The organism is Mycobacterium sp. 852002-51163_SCH5372311 (assembly GCF_001667115.1).
Taxonomy (GTDB): Bacteria; Actinomycetota; Actinomycetes; order Mycobacteriales; family Mycobacteriaceae; genus Mycobacterium.
In genome coordinates this window covers 60,712-86,103 of record NZ_LZIJ01000188.1, presented here as the reverse complement: position 1 = coordinate 86,103, position 25,392 = coordinate 60,712, and the positions used below count along the sequence as shown (strand labels likewise).

20 protein-coding genes and 1 riboswitch are annotated in these 25,392 nt (G+C 65.4%); of the genes, 11 read left to right on the top strand and 9 right to left on the bottom strand.

The features are described 5' to 3' along the window. Window positions 1–56 precede the first annotated feature (56 nt). Window positions 57–521, top strand: coding sequence for an SRPBCC family protein (locus tag A5791_RS22820; RefSeq protein WP_067241762.1), 465 nt, complete (start codon window positions 57–59; stop codon window positions 519–521). Between the two features lie 133 nt (window positions 522–654). Here A5791_RS22820 and A5791_RS22815 read toward each other — a convergent pair whose 3' ends face one another. Genes A5791_RS22815 through A5791_RS22800 form a run of 4 tightly spaced genes read right to left on the bottom strand, consistent with a single transcriptional unit; the run spans window position 655 to window position 5,476 of the window. Then, on the bottom strand, window positions 655–1,437 hold the full coding sequence (locus tag A5791_RS22815; protein WP_067241759.1) for an SDR family NAD(P)-dependent oxidoreductase: 783 nt from the start codon (window positions 1,435–1,437) through the stop codon (window positions 655–657). A gap of 1 nt (window position 1,438) precedes the next feature. Further along, entirely contained in the window at window positions 1,439–3,055 is a 1,617-nt protein-coding gene (locus tag A5791_RS22810) for an AMP-binding protein (RefSeq protein ID WP_067241757.1), read from the bottom strand. A gap of 14 nt (window positions 3,056–3,069) precedes the next feature. Further along, window positions 3,070–3,825 carry a GntR family transcriptional regulator gene (locus A5791_RS22805; RefSeq protein ID WP_067241755.1) on the bottom strand — a complete coding sequence of 252 codons (756 nt, stop codon included), beginning with the start codon at window positions 3,823–3,825 and terminating at the stop codon, window positions 3,070–3,072. Between the two features lie 13 nt (window positions 3,826–3,838). Continuing rightward, a complete protein-coding gene (locus A5791_RS22800) occupies window positions 3,839–5,476 on the bottom strand; it encodes an SMP-30/gluconolactonase/LRE family protein (protein ID WP_067241753.1) in 1,638 nt (545 codons plus the stop codon). 121 nt (window positions 5,477–5,597) lie between these two features. On the opposite strand from A5791_RS22800, the gene A5791_RS22795 reads away from it, so the two are divergent. The 7 genes from A5791_RS22795 (at window position 5,598) to A5791_RS22765 (ending at window position 15,330) form a co-directional block, all read left to right on the top strand. Beyond that, window positions 5,598–6,464 (top strand): SDR family NAD(P)-dependent oxidoreductase, encoded by an 867-nt coding sequence (locus tag A5791_RS22795; RefSeq protein WP_067241750.1) that lies wholly within the window; start codon window positions 5,598–5,600, stop codon window positions 6,462–6,464. A gap of 13 nt (window positions 6,465–6,477) precedes the next feature. Next, window positions 6,478–7,845 carry an SRPBCC family protein gene (locus tag A5791_RS22790; protein WP_197504759.1) on the top strand — a complete coding sequence of 456 codons (1,368 nt, stop codon included), beginning with the start codon at window positions 6,478–6,480 and terminating at the stop codon, window positions 7,843–7,845. Further along, window positions 7,842–9,029, top strand: coding sequence for an LLM class flavin-dependent oxidoreductase (locus A5791_RS22785; RefSeq protein ID WP_067241746.1), 1,188 nt, complete (start codon window positions 7,842–7,844; stop codon window positions 9,027–9,029). Before A5791_RS22790 ends, A5791_RS22785 begins: the two co-directional genes overlap by 4 nt. Beyond that, entirely contained in the window at window positions 9,026–10,867 is a 1,842-nt protein-coding gene (locus A5791_RS22780; RefSeq protein WP_067241744.1) for an NAD(P)/FAD-dependent oxidoreductase, read from the top strand. The genes A5791_RS22785 and A5791_RS22780 overlap by 4 nt, the downstream gene beginning before the upstream one ends. After that, window positions 10,867–11,802, top strand: coding sequence for an SDR family NAD(P)-dependent oxidoreductase (locus A5791_RS22775; protein ID WP_067241742.1), 936 nt, complete (start codon window positions 10,867–10,869; stop codon window positions 11,800–11,802). Before A5791_RS22780 ends, A5791_RS22775 begins: the two co-directional genes overlap by 1 nt. Continuing rightward, window positions 11,795–12,964, top strand: coding sequence for a CaiB/BaiF CoA-transferase family protein (locus A5791_RS22770; protein WP_067241740.1), 1,170 nt, complete (start codon window positions 11,795–11,797; stop codon window positions 12,962–12,964). The genes A5791_RS22775 and A5791_RS22770 overlap by 8 nt, the downstream gene beginning before the upstream one ends. A 266-nt stretch (window positions 12,965–13,230) precedes the next feature. Beyond that, a complete protein-coding gene (locus A5791_RS22765; protein ID WP_082967080.1) occupies window positions 13,231–15,330 on the top strand; it encodes an acyltransferase family protein in 2,100 nt (699 codons plus the stop codon). A gap of 3 nt (window positions 15,331–15,333) precedes the next feature. On the opposite strand, the gene A5791_RS22760 is transcribed toward A5791_RS22765, so the two are convergent. Continuing rightward, on the bottom strand, window positions 15,334–15,993 hold the full coding sequence (locus tag A5791_RS22760; protein ID WP_067241732.1) for an O-methyltransferase: 660 nt from the start codon (window positions 15,991–15,993) through the stop codon (window positions 15,334–15,336). 135 nt (window positions 15,994–16,128) lie between these two features. Next, window positions 16,129–16,302, top strand: a riboswitch (M-box (ykoK) riboswitch). A 262-nt stretch (window positions 16,303–16,564) separates the two neighbouring features. Between A5791_RS22760 and A5791_RS22755 the strand changes: the two genes are divergently transcribed. After that, a complete protein-coding gene (locus A5791_RS22755; RefSeq protein WP_156661557.1) occupies window positions 16,565–16,786 on the top strand; it encodes a hypothetical protein in 222 nt (73 codons plus the stop codon). A gap of 15 nt (window positions 16,787–16,801) precedes the next feature. On the opposite strand, the gene A5791_RS22750 is transcribed toward A5791_RS22755, so the two are convergent. Beyond that, window positions 16,802–17,740: an NADP-dependent oxidoreductase gene (locus tag A5791_RS22750; protein ID WP_067241727.1), complete on the bottom strand. Its 939-nt coding sequence runs from the start codon at window positions 17,738–17,740 to the stop codon at window positions 16,802–16,804. 138 nt (window positions 17,741–17,878) lie between these two features. Here A5791_RS22750 and A5791_RS22745 point away from each other — a divergent pair, with 138 nt between their 5' ends. Next, window positions 17,879–18,469: a hypothetical protein gene (locus A5791_RS22745; RefSeq protein ID WP_067241724.1), complete on the top strand. Its 591-nt coding sequence runs from the start codon at window positions 17,879–17,881 to the stop codon at window positions 18,467–18,469. Between the two features lie 112 nt (window positions 18,470–18,581). Here A5791_RS22745 and A5791_RS22740 read toward each other — a convergent pair whose 3' ends face one another. Both A5791_RS22740 and oxc read right to left on the bottom strand, forming a co-directional pair. Beyond that, the gene (locus tag A5791_RS22740; protein ID WP_067241722.1) at window positions 18,582–19,337 is read right to left on the bottom strand and encodes a L,D-transpeptidase family protein; all 756 of its coding nucleotides are present in this window, start codon (window positions 19,335–19,337) and stop codon (window positions 18,582–18,584) included. A gap of 173 nt (window positions 19,338–19,510) precedes the next feature. Continuing rightward, on the bottom strand, window positions 19,511–21,259 hold the full coding sequence (oxc, locus tag A5791_RS22735; protein ID WP_067241720.1) for an oxalyl-CoA decarboxylase: 1,749 nt from the start codon (window positions 21,257–21,259) through the stop codon (window positions 19,511–19,513). Between the two features lie 180 nt (window positions 21,260–21,439). Between oxc and A5791_RS22730 the strand changes: the two genes are divergently transcribed. Beyond that, a complete protein-coding gene (locus A5791_RS22730) occupies window positions 21,440–22,984 on the top strand; it encodes a FadD7 family fatty acid--CoA ligase (protein ID WP_067241718.1) in 1,545 nt (514 codons plus the stop codon). A 17-nt stretch (window positions 22,985–23,001) separates the two neighbouring features. On the opposite strand, the gene A5791_RS22725 is transcribed toward A5791_RS22730, so the two are convergent. Continuing rightward, window positions 23,002–25,161: an elongation factor G-like protein EF-G2 gene (locus A5791_RS22725; RefSeq protein WP_067241716.1), complete on the bottom strand. Its 2,160-nt coding sequence runs from the start codon at window positions 25,159–25,161 to the stop codon at window positions 23,002–23,004. Window positions 25,162–25,392 lie beyond the last annotated feature (231 nt).

Here is a 25,392-nt window from a genome sequence, read left to right as displayed (position 1 = left end):
ACGCGATTCTGCGTCTGCTCGCGCGGAAAAGTGCGGCCCTCACTACCTTGTCTGTTATGAGCTGGTGGCTCGCCCACGCCGAGCGGATGCTGACCGAACAGGTACCCGCACCGCCCGAGGTTGTCCGCGATTTCTACGTCGACCTGAACAACATCAGGCTGGTGCATCCGCTCATCGTGTCGGTGAAAGTCTTGTCACGCAGCGACATCCCGGAGGGCGGTTATCTCCAGACCTATCGGGTGGTCGACCGAATACCGTTGGGTCCATTCACTATCCGGACCGCGTACCAGGCACGGCTGCGGGTCCCTGACAACGGCGACGTACTGACCGCGGCCGACCAGTCCCCCGGGGTACGGTTGCGTGGAACGGTGAGCTTTGCGCCGGTCGACGGCGGCACCCGCCTCACCGAGCTGGTCCGCATAGCCGCGCCCCGGCCGTTGGCGGCGTTCACCACCCGCGAGGCGGTCAAAGCACACATCGCGATGCTGGCGGGCATCCGGCGTCACTTCGAATCCGCCTGATCAACGCGACGCCATGCTGTGCCAGGCCGTCGCCGAGCGCGTTTTCACGGTCAAAAAATCACCAATTTATCGCCGTGAGAACACGTTCGGCGCGCGATGAATGTGGCTGGGCGCCGGTTGGGAGAAGCGGTCCCTATTCGGCTGGCTTTGGCGTCCACTCCGAGGTCAGCGCCAACTCAGACAGATACTTCGTCGAGCTCCAGCCTCCGTCGACGACGATGGTCTGGCCGTTGATGAAGGCCCCGCCCGGAGAACACAAGAACGCGACGGTGCTGGCGACGTCCTCGACGGTGCCCAAACGCTGATGCGGCGTCATCTCGGTGTTGATCCGCCTGAACCGTTTGTCGGCCAACCGGTGTTCGGTCATCGGAGTCTGGATGACACCGGGAGCGACTGCGTTGCACCGGATTCCCTGCGCCCCGTACTGGCAGGCGATGTGGGTGGTCAGCGCTGTCAGCCCGCCCTTGGCCGCCGAGTAGGCGCCGCCGCGAAGGCCGCCCACGACGGCGAAGGTCGATGTGACGTTGATGATGGCCGAGCCGGACCGCATATGCGGCAGCACCTCGCGAATCAGGCGGAACGGTGCGCGCAGCATCAAACCGAGGAAGTGGTCCAATGATTCGTCGTCGGTCTCGTGCACCGGTTTGGGACTGCCCACCCCGGCCGCGTTGACCAGAAAATCGACGCGTCCCCACCGGTGGACGGCGAGGTCAGTGATCAGGTTGGGCGCGTTATCGTCGGTGAGGTCGACGGCGAGTGTGGCCACCGCATCCGAATCGCCGATGGCCGACGCCAATTCGGCCAGCTTGTCCGGACTGCGTCCGGTTGCGAGCACCGCCATACCCATCTCGGCAAGCTTTGTCGCGCAACCTGTTCCGATCCCTCCGCTTGCCCCGGTTACGATCGCCACCTGCATGCTACCGGCCTGCCTTCATGAGCGTCACCTTGATCTGATGCTTCAAAACCTTGCCCGCGTCGTTCTTCGGAAGGTCATCCCAGATAACCACTTGCTCAGGCACTTTGAACCGGGCGACGCCGGATGCCTCCAGAAATGCGCGCAGTTCCGCTATATCCAGGTCATGGCCGGGCGCAGCCGGGGCCGCGGGCACGACGACGGCGCAGGCGCGCTCTCCGGTGCGATCGTCGGGCAGTCCGACGACGGCGATCTCGGCGATACCGGGATGGCCGGCCAGGATGTCCTCGACTTCCTTGGGCGAGATGTTCTCGCCGTTACGGATGATGATGTCTTTGGCGCGTCCGGTGACCACCAGGTAGTCGCCGTCGACCCAGCGCGCCAAGTCGCCGGTGCGGAAAAACCCTTCGCCATCGAAGGACTCGACTTCGTCTTCGGGGTGCTGATAGCCGGCCAGCATCTGTGGTCCCCGCGCATGGATCTCGCCGCCGACCAGCTTGACCTCGGCCAGGCCGACGCGGCCGTCGGTGTCGGCGGCATGTTCACGATGTTGCGGTGCCCCGACGGTGGTGACCGGCACTTCTGTCGAGCCATAGACGCGGGTGACGACGGCGCGCTCGAAATACGTTGTCGCCCTGCTGATCAGCGGTGGCGAAACACTGGCACCGCCACAGATGAACAGCTTCAAATCAGGCAGCCTGGTACCGGCGCGCTGAGCGGCGGCCAGCAGCTGTTCCAGAAACGGCGTCGCGCCCGCCATGTGGGTGCACTGTTCGGCTCGCATGAGCTGTACCGCTTCGTCGGCATTCCACCGATCCATCAACACCGCGGTAGTGCCTAGCAGCAGTGGACTCTCGAACGCGTAGATGGAACCACCTATATGAGCGATCGGTGAGGCGACCAGGAAGCCATCGCCCTGCTCGACCAGCCAGTGCTCGCGGATCTGGCAGATCAGGGCGTGGATCGAATTGTGACTATGCAGAACACCTTTCGGACGTCCGGTCGTTCCGGAGGTATAGAGAATCATCCGCACGGCATCGGGGTTCAGCGTAGGCAGCTGCCGGACCGCGGGTGGGGGCTCGAGCAATGAGTCAAACCCGATGCAGTCCGCGTCGTGATCACCGCGCACTACGACGACGTCCGGCGGCGATTCGAGCTGTGCGGTCACCCGGTCCAGCATCGCCGTGTAGTCGTGCCGGCCGAAATGCGAAGGAACAAACACCATCCGGCTGTCGGTGTCTTCGAGGATGAAGCGCAGTTCCCGGTCCCGTAAGGAGGGCAAGATCGGGTTGGCCACCATTCCGGCCAGGGTGACCGCCAAGTATATGACCACGGCCTCATACCAATTGGGCAACATGAACGACACCACGCTGCCCGGGGGAATGCGGGTGTGCAGCGCTTGGGCCAACGTCATGGCCTGCCGATGGAGCTCCTGACACTCCACTCGGCGGTCACCGTCGACCAGTACCACCCGCTGCGGAGTCTGTTCTGCGGCCTCGCGCAACGCGTCGGCCAGCGTGGCAGGTACCCACCAGCCGCGTGCGTAGGCGTCAGCGGCACGTTCGTCGTCCCAGCGAATCCATCGCCCGCCGATCAGCTTTCGGTCCCGAGGTGTTGGCATGGCTGCGGTGCCGGTCAGTTTTTGATGCGCCGCATGGTCATCGAGTGACGGAAGCGGGACGCGGGATGGGTGTTGATCGTGACCTGGGCAACCTGCCCGTCGGATGTCGTATAGGTGCGTCGCACCTGCAGCGCTGCCGCTCCAGCCTCTGTTTCGAGACCGCTGGCCAGCGCCGGTGGGATGAGTACCGCGGCGATTTCCTGATGGACCTCAACGATACTCAGCCCGTACAGGTCTTCGATCAGCGGGAAGACGGCACCCTCGTGCCGCTGCAGCAGCCTGCCGACGGCGGCGAACGCGCGGTTGATGTAGTACTCCGTGCGGCACAGGGCGGGTCCGGACGACTCCGCACGGTAGCCCCGCACGGTCAGCCATTGCTCGCCGCTTTTCAGTCCGGTGCGATCGGCGAGCTCGTCGTCGATCGTCACCATGGTGATGGATTCGATCGCGAAGCGCGCACCGGCTGCGAACGCCACCAGGTCGTTGATCGACATGACGTGCTGAACGTAGGACTCCGACGACGGCCGCGGTACCACCATCGTTCCGGTACGTGGCCGCGACGACACCAGGTTGTCTTCTCGCAGCCGGCGCAGTGCTTCCCGAATTGTGTAGCGGCTGACCGCAAACCGCTCACACAGCTCATGTTCGGTCGGCAAATGCGATCCCACCGGGTAGACGCCGTCCACAATCTCCTTGCGCAGCGCGCGCGCCACCTGAAGGTAGCGATGATCGACTACTTTCGGGTCTTTGGTATCGGCACTATTGGGCATCTGCAACGGCCCTTCAGGATTCCCGTCGCAATGCCAACACGCTGCCCTCGGCATCTGCGGAAACATAGATCGTCCCGTCCGGCCCGGCCGCGATGCCGGCGAACGGTCCCTGCGGTCCGGAGAACGGCGGCATTCCGAGCAGCGGCTTGGGGATTACGCCCGGCGGTGCGCCCACCGGCAGTTGCGATGCGATGGTGTGCCTGGTCCGGGCGCCCAGGTCGAACGCGATGAGCTCTTTCGCGCCGGCGTCGACAATATACAACTGGTTGTCGAGCACGAGAATGCCCTGGGGACACTGCAATCCGTCCACGATGGGACCCGAGCCGTCCGATTTGACCACTCGCCCAGCGCCGGCCTCGGCGACCAGGCAGGTCCCGTCGGGGGCGATGGCCACCCCGACCGGCTCGCTGAGGCCGGACGCCAGCACCTCGACGCCGCCCGGCTGAATGGACAGCACCCGTCCCGCTCCGAGTTCGGCCACCACGACCGCGCCGGTTGCTGTGACCGCCACCCCGTACAGTTGGTCGAAACCGTCTGCCAGCACCTCGCTTTCGTTGCTGTCCGGCCGGTAGCGCGCCACTTGGCCGTTGGACGTCGTGACGATGAACTCGCCGGCGCCAACGCTCGTCACGCCACGCAGAAAGCCCGGATAGCCAGGGCTGAACAACATTCCAGCGGTCCGCAGCGCGGGGTGGCTGGGTCCGATGGGCGGCAGGGCGTAGAAGTAGGTTCCGTCAGCGATATAGAGGCTGCCGTCGCCGCCGACCGTCAAATCCAGCGGCCAGTTCAGCCCGCCCGGTAGCACCGTCCGGGTTTCGCCGCCGCTGAGGATCTCGGTGATCTCGCCGGTGAAATTGGAAACGAACAGCCGATCGCCCACAAAGGTCAAGTTGTCCAGGCCTGGATTCAGGTTGGCCAGCACGCTGCGTTCGCCGTTGCGCGGATCGATGCGCAGCACCTGGCCGCTGTGTACCTGCGTGGAAACGATGCAGCCGCTGGAATCGAACTTGACCGCGTCCGGCACACCCAGATCGCCGGCAACACGTTCGGGTGCACCGCCTTCGGGGTCGATGCGCCAGATTTCGTTGGACCCCATCAGCGGGAAGTACAGCAAGCCGTCGGGGCCGACCTCCATGGCATTGGGTGACGGCGTATTGTCCAGCAGCACTCGCGGCTCGCCGCCGTTCAGATCGAGTTCCAGCAGGCGACCGCCGGCCCGGCACTCGCCGATGAACAACCGGCCGCGGTGAAAGGTGATGCCATTTGCCGCCGGCACGTCGTCACGCAACACCCGGGTGCGGCCCGCGGCGTCTCGCACGCTCACCCGCCCATTCATGACCTCAGTGGCGTACAGGTTGCCGCTGGAGTCGAAGGCCACGTCGTCGGGCGCGACGATGTCTCCGCCCTTGGGGCTGACGGTTTCGAGTTGTCCGGTCGCGACGTCGAGCGCGCTGATCTGGCTGCCGGTGACTTGAGCGATGTAGACCCGGCCGTCTGGACCGGTGCGCAGCCCGTTTGCGCCGAATATCCGGCTGGGCGGCGTGAGGCGCTGCAGGCTCCACCCTTCGGCGAGACTGGGCGCTCGCGCGGCCAGGTAGCGAGCGGGCCGCGGGGACGATACGGCGGTCACCGGTCGCACGATATCAACCATGCAATAGTCCAGACAATAGAAAAGCCGGAGTTTCAGATGAGACCTTGACGTGCAAGCCACCTAAAGAGAATCATGCTCTTCAATGAATGCACGTCATTATCTTGTCCGGACAATTGGCTGAATGAGCTCCGAAACCCTGAGCCGGCGTCTGAGCCTCCAAGGACGCGCTGTGATAGTGGCCGGTGCCGCGGGCGGTGGCATCGGTACCACCGTGACGCGCCTGGTTGCGCAATCCGGAGCCACCGTCGTTGCGGTGAGCCGTAGTCAGGACAACTTGGACCAGCACGTCGGCCCGCTGGTGAGCGAGGGGCTGCCGGTCCTGCCCGTCGTCGCCGATGTCTCCACCGACGACGGGGTGAACGCAGCGCTGGAGTCGGCAAGGAGGACCGAGAGCGACCTGTACGGCTTGGTGAACGTCGCCGGCGGCGCGGAGCCGTCGACCTGGATGCCGTCGACCCGGGTAACGCGGCAGGATTGGCGTGAGTTGTTCACCCGGAATCTGGAGACGATGTTCTTTATGAGCCAGGCGGTGGCCGCCGAGCTGAGGCGTGGCGACCGTCCGGGCTCGATCGTTTCGATCTCGTCGATCAGCGGGATGAACACCGCACCTTTCCACGTCGCCTACGGCACGGCCAAAGCCGCGATCGCGGCCGTGACCCGGACCATGGCACTCGAACTGGCCCAACACGACATCCGCGTCAACGCGGTGGCACCTGGGATTACCGAGACACCGGCGTCGCGCACATACGTGGACGAGGACCCCGAACGCGACCGTCGTGCCATTGCGATGGGACGGCGGGCACGTCCGGACGAAATCGCCGGCGCCATCATGTTTTTGCTGTCCGATCTATCGAGCTATATCACCGGGCAGACACTGCTGGTGGACGGTGGGGTGAACCTGCGATGGACGCACCTGGGCGGCGACAACACCTCGATGTTCCTCAAGGACGAGTCATTCCGAACGGCGATAAAGCGTTGGGAGGCATGAGATGGAGAATGCGATGTCCGAGAACGGCGCTGACGACTTGACCGACCCGGTGACCATCGGTGTCGACGCATACATTTCGCCGGAGTACGCCCGCGCAGAACGGGACAGGTTGTGGCGCAAGGTGTGGCAGCAGGTCGGGCGCGTCGAAGACCTGCCCAAGGTGGGCAGCTTCCTCACCTACGACATTCTCGACGACTCAATCGTGGTGGTGCGTACCGGGCCCGACACACTCAAAGCACACCACAACGTCTGTATGCACCGGGGCCGTCGCCTGGTGGATATCCCTGCAGGGGCGAAAAGCGCTTGCGGCCACAAGAAGTCGTTCGTCTGCGGCTTCCACGGCTGGACGTATGACCAGGACGGCAATTGCATCCACATACCCGAGCAATTGGACTGGCAGGGAGCGCTGACGCCGGAGAACACCCATCTGGCGACGGTCAATGTCGACACCTGGGGCGGCTGGATCTGGATCAACATGGATCCGGCAGCCGAGCCGTTGCGCGACTACCTCGAGCCCGCCGCCACCATGCTCGACCCGTTCAATCTGGCTGACATGCGCTGCAAATGGCGCAAGTGGCTACATTTCGAGTGCAATTGGAAGGTCGCGATGGAGGCCTTCAACGAGACCTACCACGTCGCCACCACGCATCCGCAGTTCAACAAATTCGGGAACTTTCGCGGCTGGGCGGCCGCGCACGGCAGGCACAGCAATATCGGCTACGACGCGCCAAAAGACTTGACGGAGACCAAGTCGAAGATCCGGCTCGGCACCGGCGCGGACCCGCGGCTCTCGACGGCCGAGATGCAGCTTTACACGTTGGAGGAAACCAACGCCACCACCACCAAGACGCTGGTGGACGCGGCGCTGCGGCTTGTCGACGAGTTGCCCGAGGACGCCCCCGCCGATCAGGTGCTCAACCATTGGCTGACCTCGGCGCGGCAGGATGACGCTGCGCGGGGGGTGATCTGGCCGACCATCGACCCGCAGCATCTGGCGGAGAGCGGGACAGCGTGGCAGATCTTCCCGAATTTCCAGATCGGGCAGGGCCTGACCACCGCGCTGTGCTACAGCGCCCGGCCGTACGGGTACGACCCGGACAAGTGCATCTTCGAAGCCTCCTGCTACGAGCTGTACCCGAAAGGGGAAGAGCCGCAGACCGAATGGGTATATGCGCCGCCGGACGATCCGAATTGGCGCAGCGTGTTACCGCAGGACTTCTCCAACATGGCCGCCGTTCAGCAAGGCATGAAATCGCTTGGCTTCCGGGGTCCGAAGCCCAACCCGTACATGGAACGCGCCACCGCAAACTTGCACCGAAACCTGGCCGAATACATGGGGACTGGTGCCCCCAAGGAACTAGCGACGGAGATGAAACGATGAAGGTCAATCTTGGGTTCGGGGCGCACAACTCCCACGACTGGGACCGTGTGCTGGCCGGCGATTTCAGCCGCCCACCCGCAACGGCGGACTGGGAGTGCGTCCAGGCCACGCTGGCAATCGCCGACCTCGCCGAACCGCTCGGATACGACGGCATCTGGATGCCGGAGCACTGCGGCACGCCATATGGCATGACGCCCAACCCGATTCAGGCGCTGAGCTATTTCGCCGGCCGCACCGAGCGGGTCAGCCTCGGCACGTTCGTGGTCGTCGCGCCGTGGTGGCATCCGGTCCGGTTGGCGCACCAGATCGCCTATCTCGATATCCTCTCCAATGGCCGGTACACAACGATTGGCATCGGCCGCGGTGTGTCGAAAGGCGAGTTCGACGCGGTGGGCGTGCCGCGCGAGGAGAGCCGGCAACGGTTCAACGAAACGCTCGACATTCTGCAGCTGGCACTCTCCGGTGAGCGGTTCTCCTACGAGGGCGAGATATTCACCGTCCCCGAGATGTCGCTTCGTCCCGAACCCCAGAGCAGCGACCTCTTTTCCCGCATCTACAGCTCGTCGTCGACGGCTGAGTCCCTGGAGATCTTGGCGCGTCGCGGCATGGTTCCGCTCTTCGTGGGGAACAAGCCGATCGAGGATGCCGGGCGAGAAGTGCAGAAGGTGAACATTTTCCGGAAGGAAGAGGGTCTGCCGCCCTGCCAACCGAAGAACGTGATGTTCATGTACTGCACGACCGGGGATCCGGCCCAGTCCGAGGAATGGATCTGGACCGCCAACCGCGACGTCACCGTGCACTACGGGTTTGCCGACGCGTCGAACTTCAAGGGCGTCAAGGGATATGAGGCCTACGCGGCGCGCGAGGCCAGCGCGACGGCGGTGCTCGCCTCGTCGGTAACCGGCGCGGAGGCCGGGTCGGCCAAAGGTGGTCCGTCCAAGACGCCCGGCTACCACGCCTCGAATCTCCTGATCGGCACGCCGGAAGAGATCTACAACCGGATCACCGCCGCCCAGAAGGCCTGCTCATTCTGCGAACTGACAATCGTCCCCCAATTCGGCACCATGCCGTATCAGGAGGCGATGGCGAGCACGGAGCTGTTCGCGAAAGAGGTGCTCCCCGCGGTCCACAAGATGGACGCGCCGCTGCACCCGGCGGCGCTTCCGGAGAACGCTTTGGCATGACCGATCCCAACTGCCCGCCGACCGAAACGCCGGACGACATCGACCTGGACGCGCTACGCGAAAAGTACCGCCAAGAGCGCGAAAAGCGGCTGCGCCCGGAAGGTTCCAAGCAGTACATCGAGCTCGTCGACGACTTCGCCGACTACTACGAAACCGATCCGCACTCGCCGCCGCTGGTCCGCGACCCGATCTCGGAAGACATCGACGTCGCCGTGCTCGGCGGCGGCTTCGGCGGCCTGCTGTGTGCCGCTTACCTGAAGAAGGCAGGAGTCGAGGACGTCCGGATCATCGAGTTGGGCGGCGACTTCGGCGGAGTCTGGTATTGGAACCGCTTTCCCGGCCTGCAGTGCGACAACGAATCGTACTGCTACATACCGCTACTCGAAGAGCTCAACTACATCCCCAGCAAGAAGTTCGCCGACGGCACTGAGATCTACGAGCATTGCCGCCGCATCGGAAAGCACTACGGTCTCTACGATTCCGCGATCTTCTCCACCCAGGTCCGGGCCTTGCACTGGGACGAGGAGATCAAGCGCTGGCAGGTGAGCACCAACCGCGACGACGACATCCGCGCCAGGTTCGTGGTGATGGCGTCGGGACCCTTCCACCGCCCGAAACTGCCGGGCATCCCAGGGATCAAGAACTTCAAAGGGCACAGCTTTCATTCGTCGCGATGGGACTACGAGTACACCGGCGGTGACAGCAACGGCGGACTGCACAAGCTCGCCGACAAACGTGTCGCGGTGGTGGGCACCGGGGCCACCGCCGTCCAGATAGTCCCGTACTTGGGCCGGGATGCCAAGCACCTGTACGTCTTTCAGCGCACACCGTCGTCAGTCGGCGCACGTAACAACCGGCCGACCGATCCCGAATGGGTGAAAACGCTGAAGCCGGGCTGGCAGAAGGAGCGGCAGCGCAACTTCCACTCCTGGACATTCGAGGGCATGGCACCGGGACAACCCGACTACGTCTGCGACTTCTGGACCGAACTCGGCCGCAACACCGCCGCGCGGGTCCTTGCGCTGGAGGACCCGGGGGCGATGACTCCGGAGCAGTTCATGGCCATCAACGAGGAAGAGGACTACAAGTTGATGGAGCGCCTGCGGCGCCGCATCGAGGGCCTGGTTGAAGACCCGGAGACCGCAGAGGTGCTCAAGCCCTACTACCGGTTCCTGTGCAAGCGACCGTGCACCAACGACGACTATCTGCCGACGTTCAACCGGCCAAACGTCACACTGGTGGACGTTTCGTCCACGAAGGGTATCGAGCGGGCGACGGAAAACGGCTTGATCGCCAACGGCATCGAGTACGAGGTCGACTGCATCATCTACGCCAGTGGCTTCGAGATCTCGACGGAGATCAGCCGTCGCTACTCGATCGACGCGATCGAAGGCCGCGAAGGGCTTTCGCTCTTCGACTACTGGCACGACGGATACAAGACCCTGCACGGCATGACCAGCCGGCGATTTCCCAATCAGTTCTACACCGGGTTCACCCAGGTCGGCATTTCGGCGAACATCGCCGCCAACTACGAACTGCAGGGCGAGCACATCGCCTACATCATCTCCGAAGCCCTGAAACGCGGTGCTACAACGGTGGAACCCAGCCAACAGGCCCAAGACGAATGGTGTAAAACCGTCCGCGAGACCGCGATTGACAACACTGCGTTCATCGGGGAATGCACGCCGGGCTATTACAACAACGAAGGCGGCGGCGGAGGCGAAGGCATCCGGTTCTACCTCGGCGAACCGTACGGTCCCGGCTTCTACGCCTTCGGCGACCTGCTGGCCGCGTGGCGCGACAAGGGCGACCTGGACGGCCTGATCCTGGAATCGTGATGGCTGAACTGAGATTCGACGATCGGGTAGCGGTAGTGACCGGTGCCGGCCGGGGACTGGGCCGCGCGTATGCACAGCTGCTGGCGTCCCGAGGTGCCGCGGTCGTCGTCAACGACACGGGTGGCGCGCTGACCGGGGACGGTACGGACACCCAACCCGCGCACGAGGTCGTGGCCGAGATCACGGCGGCCGGTGGCCAAGCGGTCGCGTGTGTCGAGTCGGTGGCCACGCCCGCGGGCGGCCAGGCGATCATCCAGACCGCGCTGGACCACTACGGCCGCGTCGACATCCTCGTCCACAACGCCGGCACCGTTCGCCGCGGCTCACTGAAAGAGATGAGCTACCAAGACTTCGACGCGGTCATCGATGTGCATCTGCGCGGCGCCTTCCACGTGGTCCGGCCGGCGTTTCCGCTCATGTGTGACGCCGGGTACGGCCGCATCGTCCTGACGTCGTCGATCGGCGGTCTGTACGGAAACCACGGTGTTGCCAACTACGCCGCCGCCAAGGCGGGTGTAGTCGGACTGTCCAATGTCGTCGCGCTGGAAGGTGCCGCCGAGGGGGTGCTCTGCAACGTCATCGTTCCGTCGGCGGTCACGAGAATGGCCGACGGGCTTGATATTTCGGCATACCCGCCGATGGGCACCGAGCTGGTCGCACCGGTGGTGGGCTTGCTGGCGCACGAATCGTGCCCGGTCAACGGCGAGATGTTGATCGCGATCGCCGGCCGGGTGGCCCGAGCCGTGGTTGTTGAAACGCCCGGTGTGCACCGCCCGGCGTGGTCGATCGACGACGTGGCCGCACAGATCGACGCCATCCGCTATCTCGCTGCGCCACTGGTCTTTCCGGTAGTGCCGGACGGTCACGCGGACCACATCCGGTACAGCTTTGAGGTCGCGGCAGCAGCCGGCCGGCAAGGAGCGCAGCATGGTTAGCTCCGGCCCGCTGTCGGGCATACGTGTCGTCGACCTCACCGCGATGGTGATGGGGCCCTACTGCACCCAGATCATGGCCGACATGGGTGCCGACGTCATCAAAGTGGAACCGCCGCAAGGCGACGACACCCGGTATGTCTCGGTCGGGCCGGCACGCGGTATGAGCGGTGTGTTCGTCAACGTCAACCGCGGCAAGCGCGGCATCACCGTCGACCTGCGCTCCGATGACGGCAAGACCGTCATGCGAGCGCTCATCGAGCAGGCCGACATCTTCATCCACTCGATGCGGTCCAAGGCGATCGCGCGGCTGGGATTCAGCTATCCCGAGGTCGCGGCGATCAACCCGGCAATCGTCTACACCAATTGCTACGGATACGGGCGACGAGGGCCCAACGGCGACCTGCCGGCATACGACGATACGATTCAGGCCGCCTGTGGCCTGCCGTTCGTCCAGGAACAGTTGACCGGTGAGGCCAATTACGTCGGAACGATTCTGGCCGACAAGGTCGCCGGCCTCACCGCGCTCTACGCCACGATGATGGCCTTGTTCCATCGCGAGCGCACCGGTGAGGGCCAAGAGGTCGAGATCGGCATGTTCGAGACTATGGCGTCGTTCATGCTGGTCGAGCATGCCAATGGCGCCATGTTCGATCCGCCGTTGGGCACCGCGGTCTATCCCCGCACGGTGGCGCCCAATCGGCGGCCCTACCGGACCAGCGACGGCTACATCGCCGCACTGATCTACAACGACAAGCATTGGGCCGCTTTCGTCGACGCGGTCCGGCCGCCCTGGGCCAGCGACCTGTACGCCACCCTCGAGCGTCGCGCGCGCCAGATCGACACCGTGTACGCGTTGCTGGCCGAAACCCTGTCGCAGCGAACCACGCAGGAATGGCTCGCACTGTTCCGTGAGCTGGAAATTCCTGCTGCATCGCTGTCCAGTCCCGCAACATTATTCGACGATCAGCACCTCAACGCGGTCGGCTTCTTCGAGACGGTCGACACCCCCCACGGCCCGGTGCGCTTCCCCGGGGTGCCGACCTGGTTTTCGCGGACGCCGGGCAGGGTCGCCGGACCCGCTCCGGAGCTGGGCGCCGACACCGCGGACGTGCTCGAAGAGCTCGGGCTCGCCGCCGCGGATGTCGCGGTCGAGCCGCGCTGATTCCCAACCTTTGCGCGTGAATCCTGGGCTTTGCGCATGAATCCTGGGCGGACGTCCGCGCCGATTCACCGCCCTAGCCTCACACTCAAAGCCGTCGCTTCACACTCAAAGCCGTCGCTTCACACCCGATACGGCCGGACGGCAAAGGCGTCACTTCGCACGCCTGCGCGTGTCTCCCGTGAATCCGGCTGCGTCGCACCTAAGCTGGCTGATATCACGAGGAGGGGCAGCGACGTATCGGCAGCAACGACGGCGCCGGACGACAAATTGGTCAGGGCGCGCTAACAGCGAGCACTGAGCCGGGCGGGAGTCACCCCGCGCCGGCACGTTCCGCTCCGCGGCGCCGGTGGGTCGCCCCGGTACGCCGGGTTGGACGGCGTTCTGTCTGCGATCGGCCCGAGCGCCGCGACGGCATTCCCGCGCTGGACGGCATCCGTGCCATAGCGGTCGCGCTGGTGCTCGTCGGGCACGGCGGCATCCCCGGGGTCGGCGGCGGGTTCATCGGCGTCGACATCTTCTTCGTCCTCAGCGGATTCCTGATCACCTCACTGCTGCTCGACGAACTCGCCCGCACCGGTCGTATCGAGTTGACCGGGTTCTGGGTTCGACGGGCCCGACGGCTGCTGCCGGCACTGGTGCTGATGGTCCTCACCGTGGGCGCGGCCCGAGAGCTCCTTCCGGCGCAGTCTCTCGCCGGATTGCGCGGTGACGCGATCGCCGCGTTCATGTGGATGGCGAACTGGCGGTTCGTGGCTCAGAAGACAGACTATTTCACGCAGGGCGCCCCGCCCTCTCCGCTGCAGCACACCTGGTCACTCGGCGTGGAGGAGCAGTACTACTTTGTCTGGCCCGTCCTGCTGATCGGGGTGACCCTGCTGCTCGCGGCGCGCGCCAGGCGCTACTTCCGACGGGCCACCGTGGGCGGAGTTCGGTTCGCCACCTTCTTGATTGCCACGCTTGGGGCACTTGCGTCGGCAGCTGTCGCCGTTCTCCAAGCCCACGACACCACCCGCGACCGGATCTATTTCGGGACCGATACCCGTGCGCAGGCATTGCTGACGGGCTCGGCCGCAGCGGCTCTGGTGGTACGGGATTGGTCGTCGCTGAACCGAGGCTGGTGCCTCATCCGGACCCGCTGGGGGCGGCGCATCGCCCGGATACTGCCTATCCTCGGCCTGGCCGGGTTGGCAGCGGCGGCTCATTACGCCACGGGCAGCGCGAGCGAGTTCCGGCATGGCCTGCTGCTCGGGGTGGCCGTCGCGGCTGTCATCGTGATCGCCCCGGTGGCGATGGAGCAGCGCGGCATCATCGCCCGGGCTCTGGCCTGGCGTCCGCTGGTGGGGCTGGGCAGCATTTCCTACGGCGTCTACTTGTGGCATTGGCCGATCTTCTTGGCGCTCAACGGCGAACGCACCGGATGGTCCGGAGCCGGATTGTTCACCGTCCGGTGCGCCGCGACGGTGGCAGTGGCCACCGCGTCGTGGTGGTTGCTCGAACAACCCATCCGCCGTTGGCGCCCGGCTCGGGTGCAATTGCTGCCGCTGGCCGCGGCCACTGTGGCTTCCGCCGCGGCGGCGACCATCCTGGTCGTTCCGGTTGGAACGGGCACCGGCCTACGGGAGATTGGCCTGCCGCCCGGCGTTTCGGCCGTCGCGGCCGTCTCGCCGTCGCCGCCGAAAGCCGTTCAGCCTGCGCCCCGGCCCCGGGATCCCAACCGCCCGTTCACCGTTTCGGTATTCGGTGATTCGATCGGGTGGACCTGGATGCACTATCTGCCGCCGACACCGGGATTCACGTTCCTCGACCACACGGTCATCGGATGCAGTCTGGTGCGCGGCACTCCGTATCGCTACATCGGCCAAACGTTGGAGCAGCGACCGGAATGCGACACCTGGCCGGGTCGGTGGTCCACGCAGATCAACACCGACCAGCCTGATGTCGCGCTGCTGATCATCGGCCGCTGGGAGACCGTGGACCGCGTCAACGAAGGGAAATGGACCCACATCGGCGACCCTACCTTCGACGGATACCTCAACGCCGAGCTGGAGCGGGCGCTGAATATCGTGAGCTCCACCGGTGTTCGCGTGATGGTTGCCACCGTCCCCTACAGCCGGGGTGGTGAGAAGCCGGACGGCCGCCTGTATCCGGAGGACCAACCCGATCGCGTCAACCAGTGGAACACGATGCTGCGCAACACGGTTGGCCATCACCCGAATGTCCAGATTCTCGACCTGAACAAAAAGCTCTGCCCGGACGGTGTTTACACCGCAAAGGTCGACGGCATCAAGGTGCGCAGTGACGGCGTCCACCTCACTCCGGAAGGCGTGAAATGGCTTACGCCCTGGCTGGAGGAATCGCTGCGATAGCGGTTAAACGCCTGCGCGACAACTGACTTCCATGCTGTCGCTGTCGCGGACTAGAAAGTTGAAGCCGACGTAACCGTTGTCGGGGTTGCGCACCAGATCGAGATAGGGTTGGGTGTCCGTTGCGCTCGTGTTGTCGGCCACTACCAGCGCGCCCGTCGACAGTCGCGGTTCGAGCAGCTCGATCACCGGCAGATACAAGTCCTTCCAACCGTCCAGCAGGACGAAGTCGACCGGGCCGTCCAGATCGGCGAGCGTGGAGAGCGCGTCTCCTTCGAGAATGGTGATCACATCATCCAAACCGGTCTCGGCGAATGTCTTTCTGGCAGCGGCTATCTTGGCCTGGCTGAGCTCGGTGGTCACCACCCGGCCGTTGCCGTTGTCGCGCACCGCCGCGGCCAGGTGAATGGCGGAGATGCCGAAGGACATCCCGAATTCGACGACGGTGGCAGGGCGGGTGGCACGCACCAGCGCGTACAGTAACCGGCCGGCTTCGGGGGTCACCGGGATGTAGAACTCGCTCATCGCCTCGCTGCGTTCTTGAGCTGTCATCGGCCGGCCCAGCTCGTCGCGTCTATCGCGCAACAGCGACATCTGGTTCTTCGCCTCGCTGTACATCCGGTCGAGGGTGGTCGCGACTTTCGGGTGTTGCAAAGTAATCGCCATGATCTGGAAGCGTAAGCCTTGCGGCTCAGTGGGCCGTGACCGGAACTTCCCGAGCGGCAAGTCGCGACACGCCGATCGGCCTGCCCGCATACGGCGTTTGACGAGCAGCGGGTCATGGTGCGAGCATGGCCTTTGCATGCACCTCGTTAGGTGAGGCGTCTGCATGGATATAGGCCACTGACCTCGAACGTCGAGAGACGCCCCGGGTCAGGACAGCTCTTCCCGGACCAAGGGTCGAGCCCAAGTGGCTTCTGGGCGGTGGTCCAGATACGCCGTGCAGTGCCGAAGCTCCGATGAGAGAGGTGTAGGTCCGGCGGAATAGCCGGTTCTTCTGCCTCTTCCGTGCAGCCGAATGTGGTGACACCCGCGTGTGTCCTGGCCGTGAGGAGGTGAGGGCGAGATGAGTCCTAGCGATTGTCCCTATCCGCAATCCATCTTGTTCCGATCCGGTTCCGGCATTCTTGCCAACGGCTGAGCTTCCTCGAATGCTTACCTGCCCGCTCGTGCGGGTGCGCTCCGGTATGCGTTGTGAGATGCCATGAACCGGTCGGCGTTCAGGCAGGAGAAGATCATGGCTTTTGTTGTCGCACACCGTGTTACCGATGTCGAAAGGGTTGTCCGGACGCCCCGCCGCGCGCTGCTGCGGACGGGTCGGCTGCTGGCGAACAGGTTGTGTGGATGGCACACACCGACTCCCGAGCAGCGGGCCAACCTGTATGTGTCGCGGATGCCGATCGCGGTGATCACCGCGTCGCTCGGCGGGCACCCGTTTGACCCCGACGCGTTCGGGTAGCGTCTGCTCGCCGGGTCAACTGTTCGGCAGCAGAACAATTTTGCCGTGCGTGTGCCGGCGTTCGAGTTCTTCGAACGCGTCGGCGACCCGGTCGAGCGGGTAGGTCGCTGCGATGTCGAAGTCGACGGCACCGCCGGCGATCAGGTCGGCGATTTCGGCGAGCACTTCCGGTGTCGACGCGTCCATGCTGCCTTCAGTTTTGGCGCCGACCTCGCCGGCCTTCTGGAACGAGATGATGGTGTCGATCCGCTCGGGCGGCACCCCGAGGTCGACGGCCAGCTGAACGTAGTCCGGGCCGAATAGGTCGATGAACGCGTCGATTCCGTCCGGCGCCGCCTCGCGCAGCCGTTCCGCCAGCCCGTCCCCGTAGGCGATCGGGGTCACGCCGTGCGCGCGCAGCCAGTCCGCGTTGTCCGGCCCCGCGATGCCCAGCACCACTGCCTTGCGCAGAACCAGCAGCTGCACGACAAGACTGCCGACTCCGCCGGCAGCCGCCGAGACGGCGACGGTCTCACCCGGCCGGGGCGCGACGGCACGCACCGCCGCGTAAGCCGTCGCACCCACCACGTACAGCGAACCCGCTACCTCCCAACTCAATTGAGGTGGTTTGCGGATCAGCTGGCCCACTGGCACGGCGGTGTGGGTGGCGTGGCTGGACCGGCGCAGGCTGAACCCGAGCACCTCGTCGCCGACCGAGAACTCGCTGACCCCGGGGCCCACCGCGGTCACGACGCCGGCCAGGTCGCTGCCTTCGCCGGACGGGAACGTGGCGGGGAACATCTCGTGCATCGCCCCGACCCGGATGCCCGCCTCGCCCGGGTTGATCCCGGCGGCGCGAACTTCGACCACCACTTCACCCGGCTCTGGCGTCGGCATGTCTATGTCCGCCACATACAACACCTCACGGCCCCCGTAGCGGTCGAACCGCACGGCGCGCGCCGCTGCAGTTGTCATTTCGAACTCCTCCGGTGAATCCTGCTACCGCAGCCCATGCTGGTGCGCAACACCGTGAACGTTGCCCTTGTTCCCGTCCGCAATTGCCAGTAGCGTCAGGCGCCGCGGCACACTGGTGGAAGTGGCGGAAGGAATGCTATGAAGCTTTCTCGGAAAACAGTTGCCGGCTGGGCGGTCGCGACTGTGGTGGTGGGCGCCGCGACCACCGGTTGCGGCCCCGGTGAGAGCCCGGGGTCGTTGCCGTCTGTCGGCCCGAGCACTTCGGCCGGACCGCCGTATCCGCCGCTTGCCGACTATACGAATTTGCTGATCCAGGCGACTGACATCGGGCCGGATTTCACCGCTTCGGCCCCCGTGCAGAATCCCAATGGTGCCCCCGGTGTGTCGCAGCTGTTCACCAACGGGGACAACAGCCGACGGATCGGCGACATGATCATGCTCGTCAACGAAGCCAAGACGGCAAAGGTGGGCCTCGACAACACCAAGAACAACTACGGCAGCAAGGTCACCGGTACTTGGCAGCCGGTCGACGTCGGCGACGGCGGGGCGATCATTTCCGGTACTGCGCCGGACAATTCCCAAGCGGTGACCGTCTTGTTGTTCACCGAGGGCAAAGCTCTGGTCAGCCTGGAATTCGACAGCGCGCCCAATGACCCGACGGATCCCGAGTTCGCAAAGGACATCGGCCGCAAACAAGACGCGGCGCTGAAGGGCCGATTGCCAAACTGACACGGCTGCAACACTTTTGGCTCTGGCTAGGCTCTACGCGGAAAGTCGCGGCTAAGCGGGATCGCGGAATCGCTTGTGGCCGTTAGGGTTCAAAACATTCGACGTGTGATCGTCACGCCACCACGTTGATCGGGTCGCCGATGGTCACCGTGTTGAAGTACCACGCGGCGTTGTCCGGGCTCAGGTTGATGCAGCCGTGACTGACATTGGCATAGCCCTGCGAGTCAACCGACCAGGGGGCCGAGTGCACGTACACACCGCTCCAGGTGACACGGACCGCGTAAGAAGCGGTGATCTTGTATCCGTCCGGAGAGCTCAGCGGGATTCCGATGGTCCGCGAGTCCATCACGACGGTGCGCTCTTTCGATAATGCGGTGAAGTTACCGGTCGGCGTCGGACGGCTGGGCTTACCCATCGAAGCCGGCATGGTGCGCAGTATTTCCCCGTTCCTGCTGACGGTGAAGGTGTGCGCGGAGATGCTGGCAACACCCAGCAACGCGTCGCCGGTTTCGAAGCCGGTCCCCATGCCCTGTACCTCGACTGAGACGCGGGTGTGGCTGGGCCAGTAGTGGCTCGGAACCCATTTCACGACGTTGTTCTCGACCCACTCGAAGTGTCCGGTCAGGTTGCTGGGGGAGACCACGCGAATAGAGCGCTCGGCCGCGGCACGATCGGCAACCGGCGCGGTGAACGTCACCACGACCGGATGGGCCACCCCGACCACCGCACCGTTGGCCGGCAAAACGGACTCCACGCCGGGAACCGGCTGGTCCACCGGAACAGCCGCGACGCTGCGGGTGACCGATACTGCCATGCTCAGCGCCGAGATCGCGACCATAACGAACAGATAACGAACTGCTCGACGCATCGGGTCCGCCCTTCGAGATGGTGCGATCAACATGAAGCCATTCTAGTCGGCTCCACTCTATAGATATCTCCAGCAAACACTCGTCCGTTAGCTTGGCCGCCATATTAGCGGTTTCCGCCTGCTCTTCGCCGCGAAAATTCTCACTTGACATGCGCTGAACGAAAGCGCGTTGCTTACCCGGCGGAGCTGGCCGCTGCAGGCGCAGGCCTGACCGTACTGGCCGGGTTGAGGCCTGCCAGGTGGCCGCTTTCCACCCCGGCGGCCGGGTCGAGTACGCAGTCGACGATCGCCGGTCCCTGCGAAGCGAGCGCCTCGGACAGCGCCGAACGCAGTTCGGACGGGGTCGTGACGTGGTATCCCTTGCCGCCGAATGCTTCTGCGAGCAGCTCGTGTCGAGCCCGCGCGTTCAAAACGGTGGGCGCTGGGTCGCCGGCCGAGACCCCCCCGGTGGCCGCGACTTCGTCACCGCGATAAACCCCGCCGTTGTTGAGGATGACGACGGTCACCGGGAGCCGGTAGCGGCAGATGGTCTCAATCTCCATGCCGCTGAAGCCAAATGCGCTGTCGCCCTCGATTGCGACGACCGGTCTGCCGGTCTCGACCGCGGCGGCGATGGCGTAGCCCATACCGATGCCCATCACGCCCCACGTCCCCGTGTCCAGCCGATGCCGCGGTAGCTCGATGTCGATGACATTTCGCGCGAGGTCCAGCGCGTTGGCCCCCTCGTTCACCACATATATGTCCGGATTATCTTGCAGCACAGAGCGAATGGCTCCGAGCGCGTTGTAGAACCGCATCGGCTGTGGATCCTCGGCCAGCCGCCTGCGCATCTTGGCATCGTTTTCTGCCCTGCGGTCGGCGAGCTCGGTGACCCATTCTGTGGACGCGACGACGGAACGCGCGTGCACGCCGTCGAGCAGCGCGGACATCACCGAGCCGATATCGCCGCTCAGCGGCGCGGCAATAGGCCGGTTGCTGTCGAATTCCGCAGCGGCGAGGTCGATTTGGACGAACTTGGCGTCGGCCGACCATTGCGGTGGCTCGCCGTGGCCGAGCAGCCAGTTGAGCCGGGCGCCGACCAGCAAGACAGTGTCCGCGCGGGCTATCGCCAGCGAGCGCGCCGCGGCCGCGGACTGCGGGTGCGAATCGGGCAGCAGGCCCTTTGCCATCGACATCGGCAGAAACGGAATCTTGGTGGCCTCCACGAATTCCCGAACGACCCCGTCGGTGTGCGCGTACGCAGCGCCCTTGCCGAGCACGATCAGCGGCCGCTGTGCTCGCGCCAACAGTTCCAGCGCGCGCTCAACCGCCTCCGGGGCAGGCGGCTGCCGCGGGGCCGGGTCGACGACGCGCCAGATCGTGTCGGCGGCGGCCGTGGCCTCCAGCGCTTGACTGAGGACTTCGCCCGGGATGTCGAGGTACACACCACCCGGACGGCCGGAGCTCGCGGTACGGATGGCTCGCGCGACACCGCGCCCGATATCCTCGACGCGGCCGATGCGATAAGCCGCCTTGGCGAACGGCCTTGCGGCGCTGAGCTGATCGAGGTCCTGGTAGTCGCCTTGCTGCAGGTCCACCATCGACCGCCGGCTCGAACCGGAGATCTGGATCATCGGGAAGCAGTTGGTGGTGGCGTTGGCCAGTGCGGGCAGGCCGTTGAGAAAACCCGGGCCGGACGTCGTCAGGCAAACACCCGGGCGGCGGTTCAGAAAACCGGCGGCGGCGGCAGCGTTGCCGGCGGAAGTCTCGTGCCGGAAACCGATGTACCGGATGCCGGATGCCTGGGCGATTCGGGCGAGGTCGGTGATCGGGATGCCGACCAGGCCGTAAATGGTCCCGACATCGTTGGCCTTGAGTGCGTCGACGACGAGGTGAAAGCCGTCGGTCAACGCTGCACCGGGAGGTGCCGAACTGCTGGACATGGGCCGGCTCCTTCTGATCGTTCGTCCTCACTCTGGCCCGGGTTCTCGCCGGTGTCCAAGTTCAACCGATATTGGACCGCAGGGCCGTCCTTCGGGCAGGGTGCGGAGAAGTGCTTTTCATAGGGGAGTAAAAGAGGCACGGTCGATGACAGCGAGCAAGAAGGCGGAGGTGCCCACGGAATGCAACACCCGCGCATAGCCGACCTGGTCCAGGTGACAGCAAGCCGGTTGCCGGACGCTGCGGCGCTCGTCGTCACCTCCGAGCGCAGCGCCATCAGCTACGCCGACCTGGCCGGTGTGGTCGACGACCTGGCCGGCCAGTTCCAGCGGCGTGGCCTACAGCCGGGTGACCGGATTGCGTTGCGCGCCGGCAGCAACGCCGAGTTCGTCGTCAGCTTGTTGGCGGCGTCTCAGGCAGGCATGGTCGTCGTTCCCCTCGACCCCGCGTTGCCCGTCAGCGACCAGGACGCCCGGGCCGAGGCGGCCGGCGTACGGGTAGTGCTGGCCGACGCAGGCGTGGCCGGCGACCAGCGCGAACCGATGCTGCCCTGCTGGCGGGTCTCAGTGGACACCGGCCACAACGAAAACGGCCCGGCGGTCCAACTCGACGCTGAGACGGCCCCCGGCCAGGTGACGCCGCCGCCTACCGGGTTGCGCGACGACGACGCGATGATCATGTTCACCGGCGGGACGACGGGACTGCCGAAGATGGTCCCGTGGACCCACGAAAACCTCGCCACCTCGATCCGGGCCATCATCGCCGGGTATCGCCTCGGTCCGCAGGACGCGACCGTCGCGGTGATGCCGCTCTACCACGGTCACGGGCTGGTCGCCGCACTGCTGTCCAGCCTCGCATCCGGGGGGACGGTGTTGCTGCCCGCCGGGGGGCGGTTCTCGGCCCACACGTTCTGGGACGACGTCGACGCGGTCGGAGCCACCTGGTACACCGCGGTGCCCACGATTCACCAGATCCTGTTGGAGCGGGCCGGCAGCGATTCATCACCGAATGGGAGAGCCGCGCTGCGCTTCATCCGCAGTTGCAGTGCGCCACTCACACCGGAAACCGCGCAAGCGTTGCACGACGAGTTTTCGGCGCCGGTGGTGTGCGCGTTCGGGATGACCGAGGCCACCCACCAAGTGACCACCACCCGCATCGATCAGAACGAAAGTTCTTCTGGGGCAACTGGTCTGGTCGGCAGGTCCACCGGCCCGCAGATCCGTATCGCCGGGCCGGACGGGAACCCGCTGCCTGTGGACGCCGTCGGAGAAGTCTGGTTGCGCGGCCCCACGGTAGTGCGCGGCTATCTCGGCGATCCGGAGATAACCGCCGCCAACTTCACCGACGGATGGCTGCGCACCGGCGACCTGGGGACGCTGTCGGCGGCCGGCGACCTGAGCATCCGCGGAAGGATCAAAGAACTGATCAACCGCGGCGGCGAGAAAATCTCGCCCGAACGCGTCGAGGGTGTGCTGGCCTGTCATCCAAATGTGTTGGAGGTAGCGGTCTTCGGTATGCCGGACAAGATGTACGGGGAGACCGTGGCAGCAGTGGTTGTGCCGCGCGTATCGCCCGCGCCGGCGCCCGCCGAGCTCGCCGAGTTCTGCCGCGATCGGCTGGCGCCCTTCGAGGTGCCGGCCAGCTTCCAGGAGGTCAGCGAATTGCCGCACACGGCCAAAGGCTCACTGGACCGACGTGCCGTCGCCGAGCAGTTCCGGTCGGTATGAGCGGGCGAATTGCGCCCTCACGCAGTGCTTTTCACCTTCGCCGCGGCGGACTCCGGCATCGGCTCATAGCGGACGAACGAACGGGTGAACGACGCGGCCCCGTGCGCCAGTGAGCGCAAGTCGATGGCGTACCGGGTCAACTCGACCTGAGGCACTTCGGCCTTCACCACCGTGCGCTCGTGGCCGGCGGTCTCGGTGCCGAGCACCCGGCCGCGACGACTGGACAGGTCACCCATGACCGCGCCGACGTAGTCGTCGGGAACCAGCACCGAGATCTCGTCGATCGGCTCCAGCAGGACAACCTTCGTCGCGGCGGCAGCCTCCCGCAGTGCCAGCGCGCCGGCCATCTGGAACGCGAAGTCCGAGGAGTCGACGCTGTGGGCCTTGCCGTCGAACAGCGTGACGCGCAGGTCGACCACCGGGTAGCCGGCGTGTACCCCCTTCTCCATCTGCGCGCGAATGCCCTTTTCCACGCTGGGGATGTAGTTGCGCGGCACCGCCCCGCCGACCACCTTGTCGACGAACTCGAATCCGGAACCCTCCGGCAGCGGCTCCACCTCGATGTCGCAGACTCCGTACTGGCCATGACCACCGGACTGCTTGATGTGGCGGCCGTGGCCTTTTGCCTTGCCCGCGAAGGTTTCTCGCAACGGAACCCGAAGGTCCACCGTGTCCACGCTTACCCCGTAGCGGTTGGCGAGCGCGTCGAGCACTACCCCGGCATGGGCTTCACCCATGCACCACAGCACGATCTGGTGCGTTTCCTGGTTCTGCTCGATCCGCAGCGTCGGATCTTCGGCGGCCAACCGGCCCAAGCCGACCGACAGCTTGTCCTCGTCGGCCTTGGCGTGGGCCTGAATGGCGACCGGCAGCAGCGGCTCGGGCATGGTCCAGGGCTTCAGCACCAAGGGCTCGGACTTGTCGGACAGCGTGTCACCGGTTTCGGCCCGGCTCAGCTTGCCGATCGCGCAGATGTCGCCGGCCACCACGGCAGGTGCGGGGCGTTGCTGCTTGCCGAGCGGGAAGGACAGGACGCCGATGCGTTCGTCTTCGTCGTGGTCGGGGTGGGTGCTGCCCGAGCCGTTGGATCCTCCGAAGAACGACGCAAAATGGCCCGACACGTGAACCGTCGCGTCGGGCCTGATGGTCCCGGAGAACACCCGGACCAGACTGACCCTGCCGACGTAGGGATCCGACGTCGTCTTCACCACCTCTGCCAGCAATGGCGCACCCGGGTCACAGGCCAGCTCGGCATGCGTAGCGCCCGCCGGCGTAAAGACCTCCGGCAGCGGATGTTCCATCGGCGAGGGGAAGCCGCGGGTGGCCACCTCGAGCAGTTCCAGAGTGCCGACACCGGTGCCGCTGCATACCGGAATGACGGGGAAGAACGAACCACGGGCAACGGCCCTCTCCAAGTCTTCGATGAGCACCGATTCGTCGATGGTTTCGCCGCCGAGGTAGCGCTCCATCAGCGACTCGTCCTCGGATTCCTCGATGATCCCTTCGATCAGGGTGCCGCGGGCCTCTTCGATGCGGTCGGCATCCGCGGGGTCCGGCGGGCCCACGGTCCGCTTGCCGCCCGAATACGTGTAGCGGGTCTGCGACAGCAGTCCGATCAGGCCGTCGGGGTTGGTTTGGGAGGTCGGCAGATAGAGGGGTAAGACTTTGTCGCCGAAGGCGTCCTGCGCCGCGTCCAGCGCCTCGGCGTAATTCGCGCGGGCGTGGTCGAGCTTGGTGATCACCACCGCGCGGGGCATGCCTACCTGGCTGCATTCCTGCCACAGGGATTTGGTCGGCTCGTCGACTCCTTCGTTGGCGGCGATGACGAACAGCGCGCAATCCGCGGCGCGCAGCCCGGCCCGCAGCTCACCGACGAAGTCGGCGTACCCGGGGGTGTCGACGAGGTTGATCTTGGTGCCGTCATGCGACAGCGAGGCCACCGCGAGCCCGACCGAACGCTGTTGCCGGATCTCGGCGTCGTCGAAGTCGCAGACCGTGGTGCCCTCGGTGACCGAACCGGGGCGGTTCAGCACACCGGCCGCGACCAGCAAGGCCTCGACAAGGGTCGTCTTGCCGCCCCCCGAGGGCCCCACCAGAACCACGTTGCGAACGCCCGCTGGGCTGTCCGCAGTGGGAGCAGCTCCCGCTCCCTGGGAAGCACCCGCTCTGTCCGCCATGGCTGTCCTCCAGTTCTCCCAGGTAGTCGCTCGGCCCGCGAGCGTGCAGGGTCCCTCCGGTGTGTCCCAGACCACAGAAGGCAGTAAGCAACTTTTCCCCGAACAGCGGCTCAGCACAAGGGTCGGTCGGCTCGTATCGCGGGTAGACCGCGTCGCGACACTTACTCCACGCACATGACGCGCCGACGGGAGTCGCAGTGGCTGAAGTCTCGGCGAACACGGCGGGCCGAG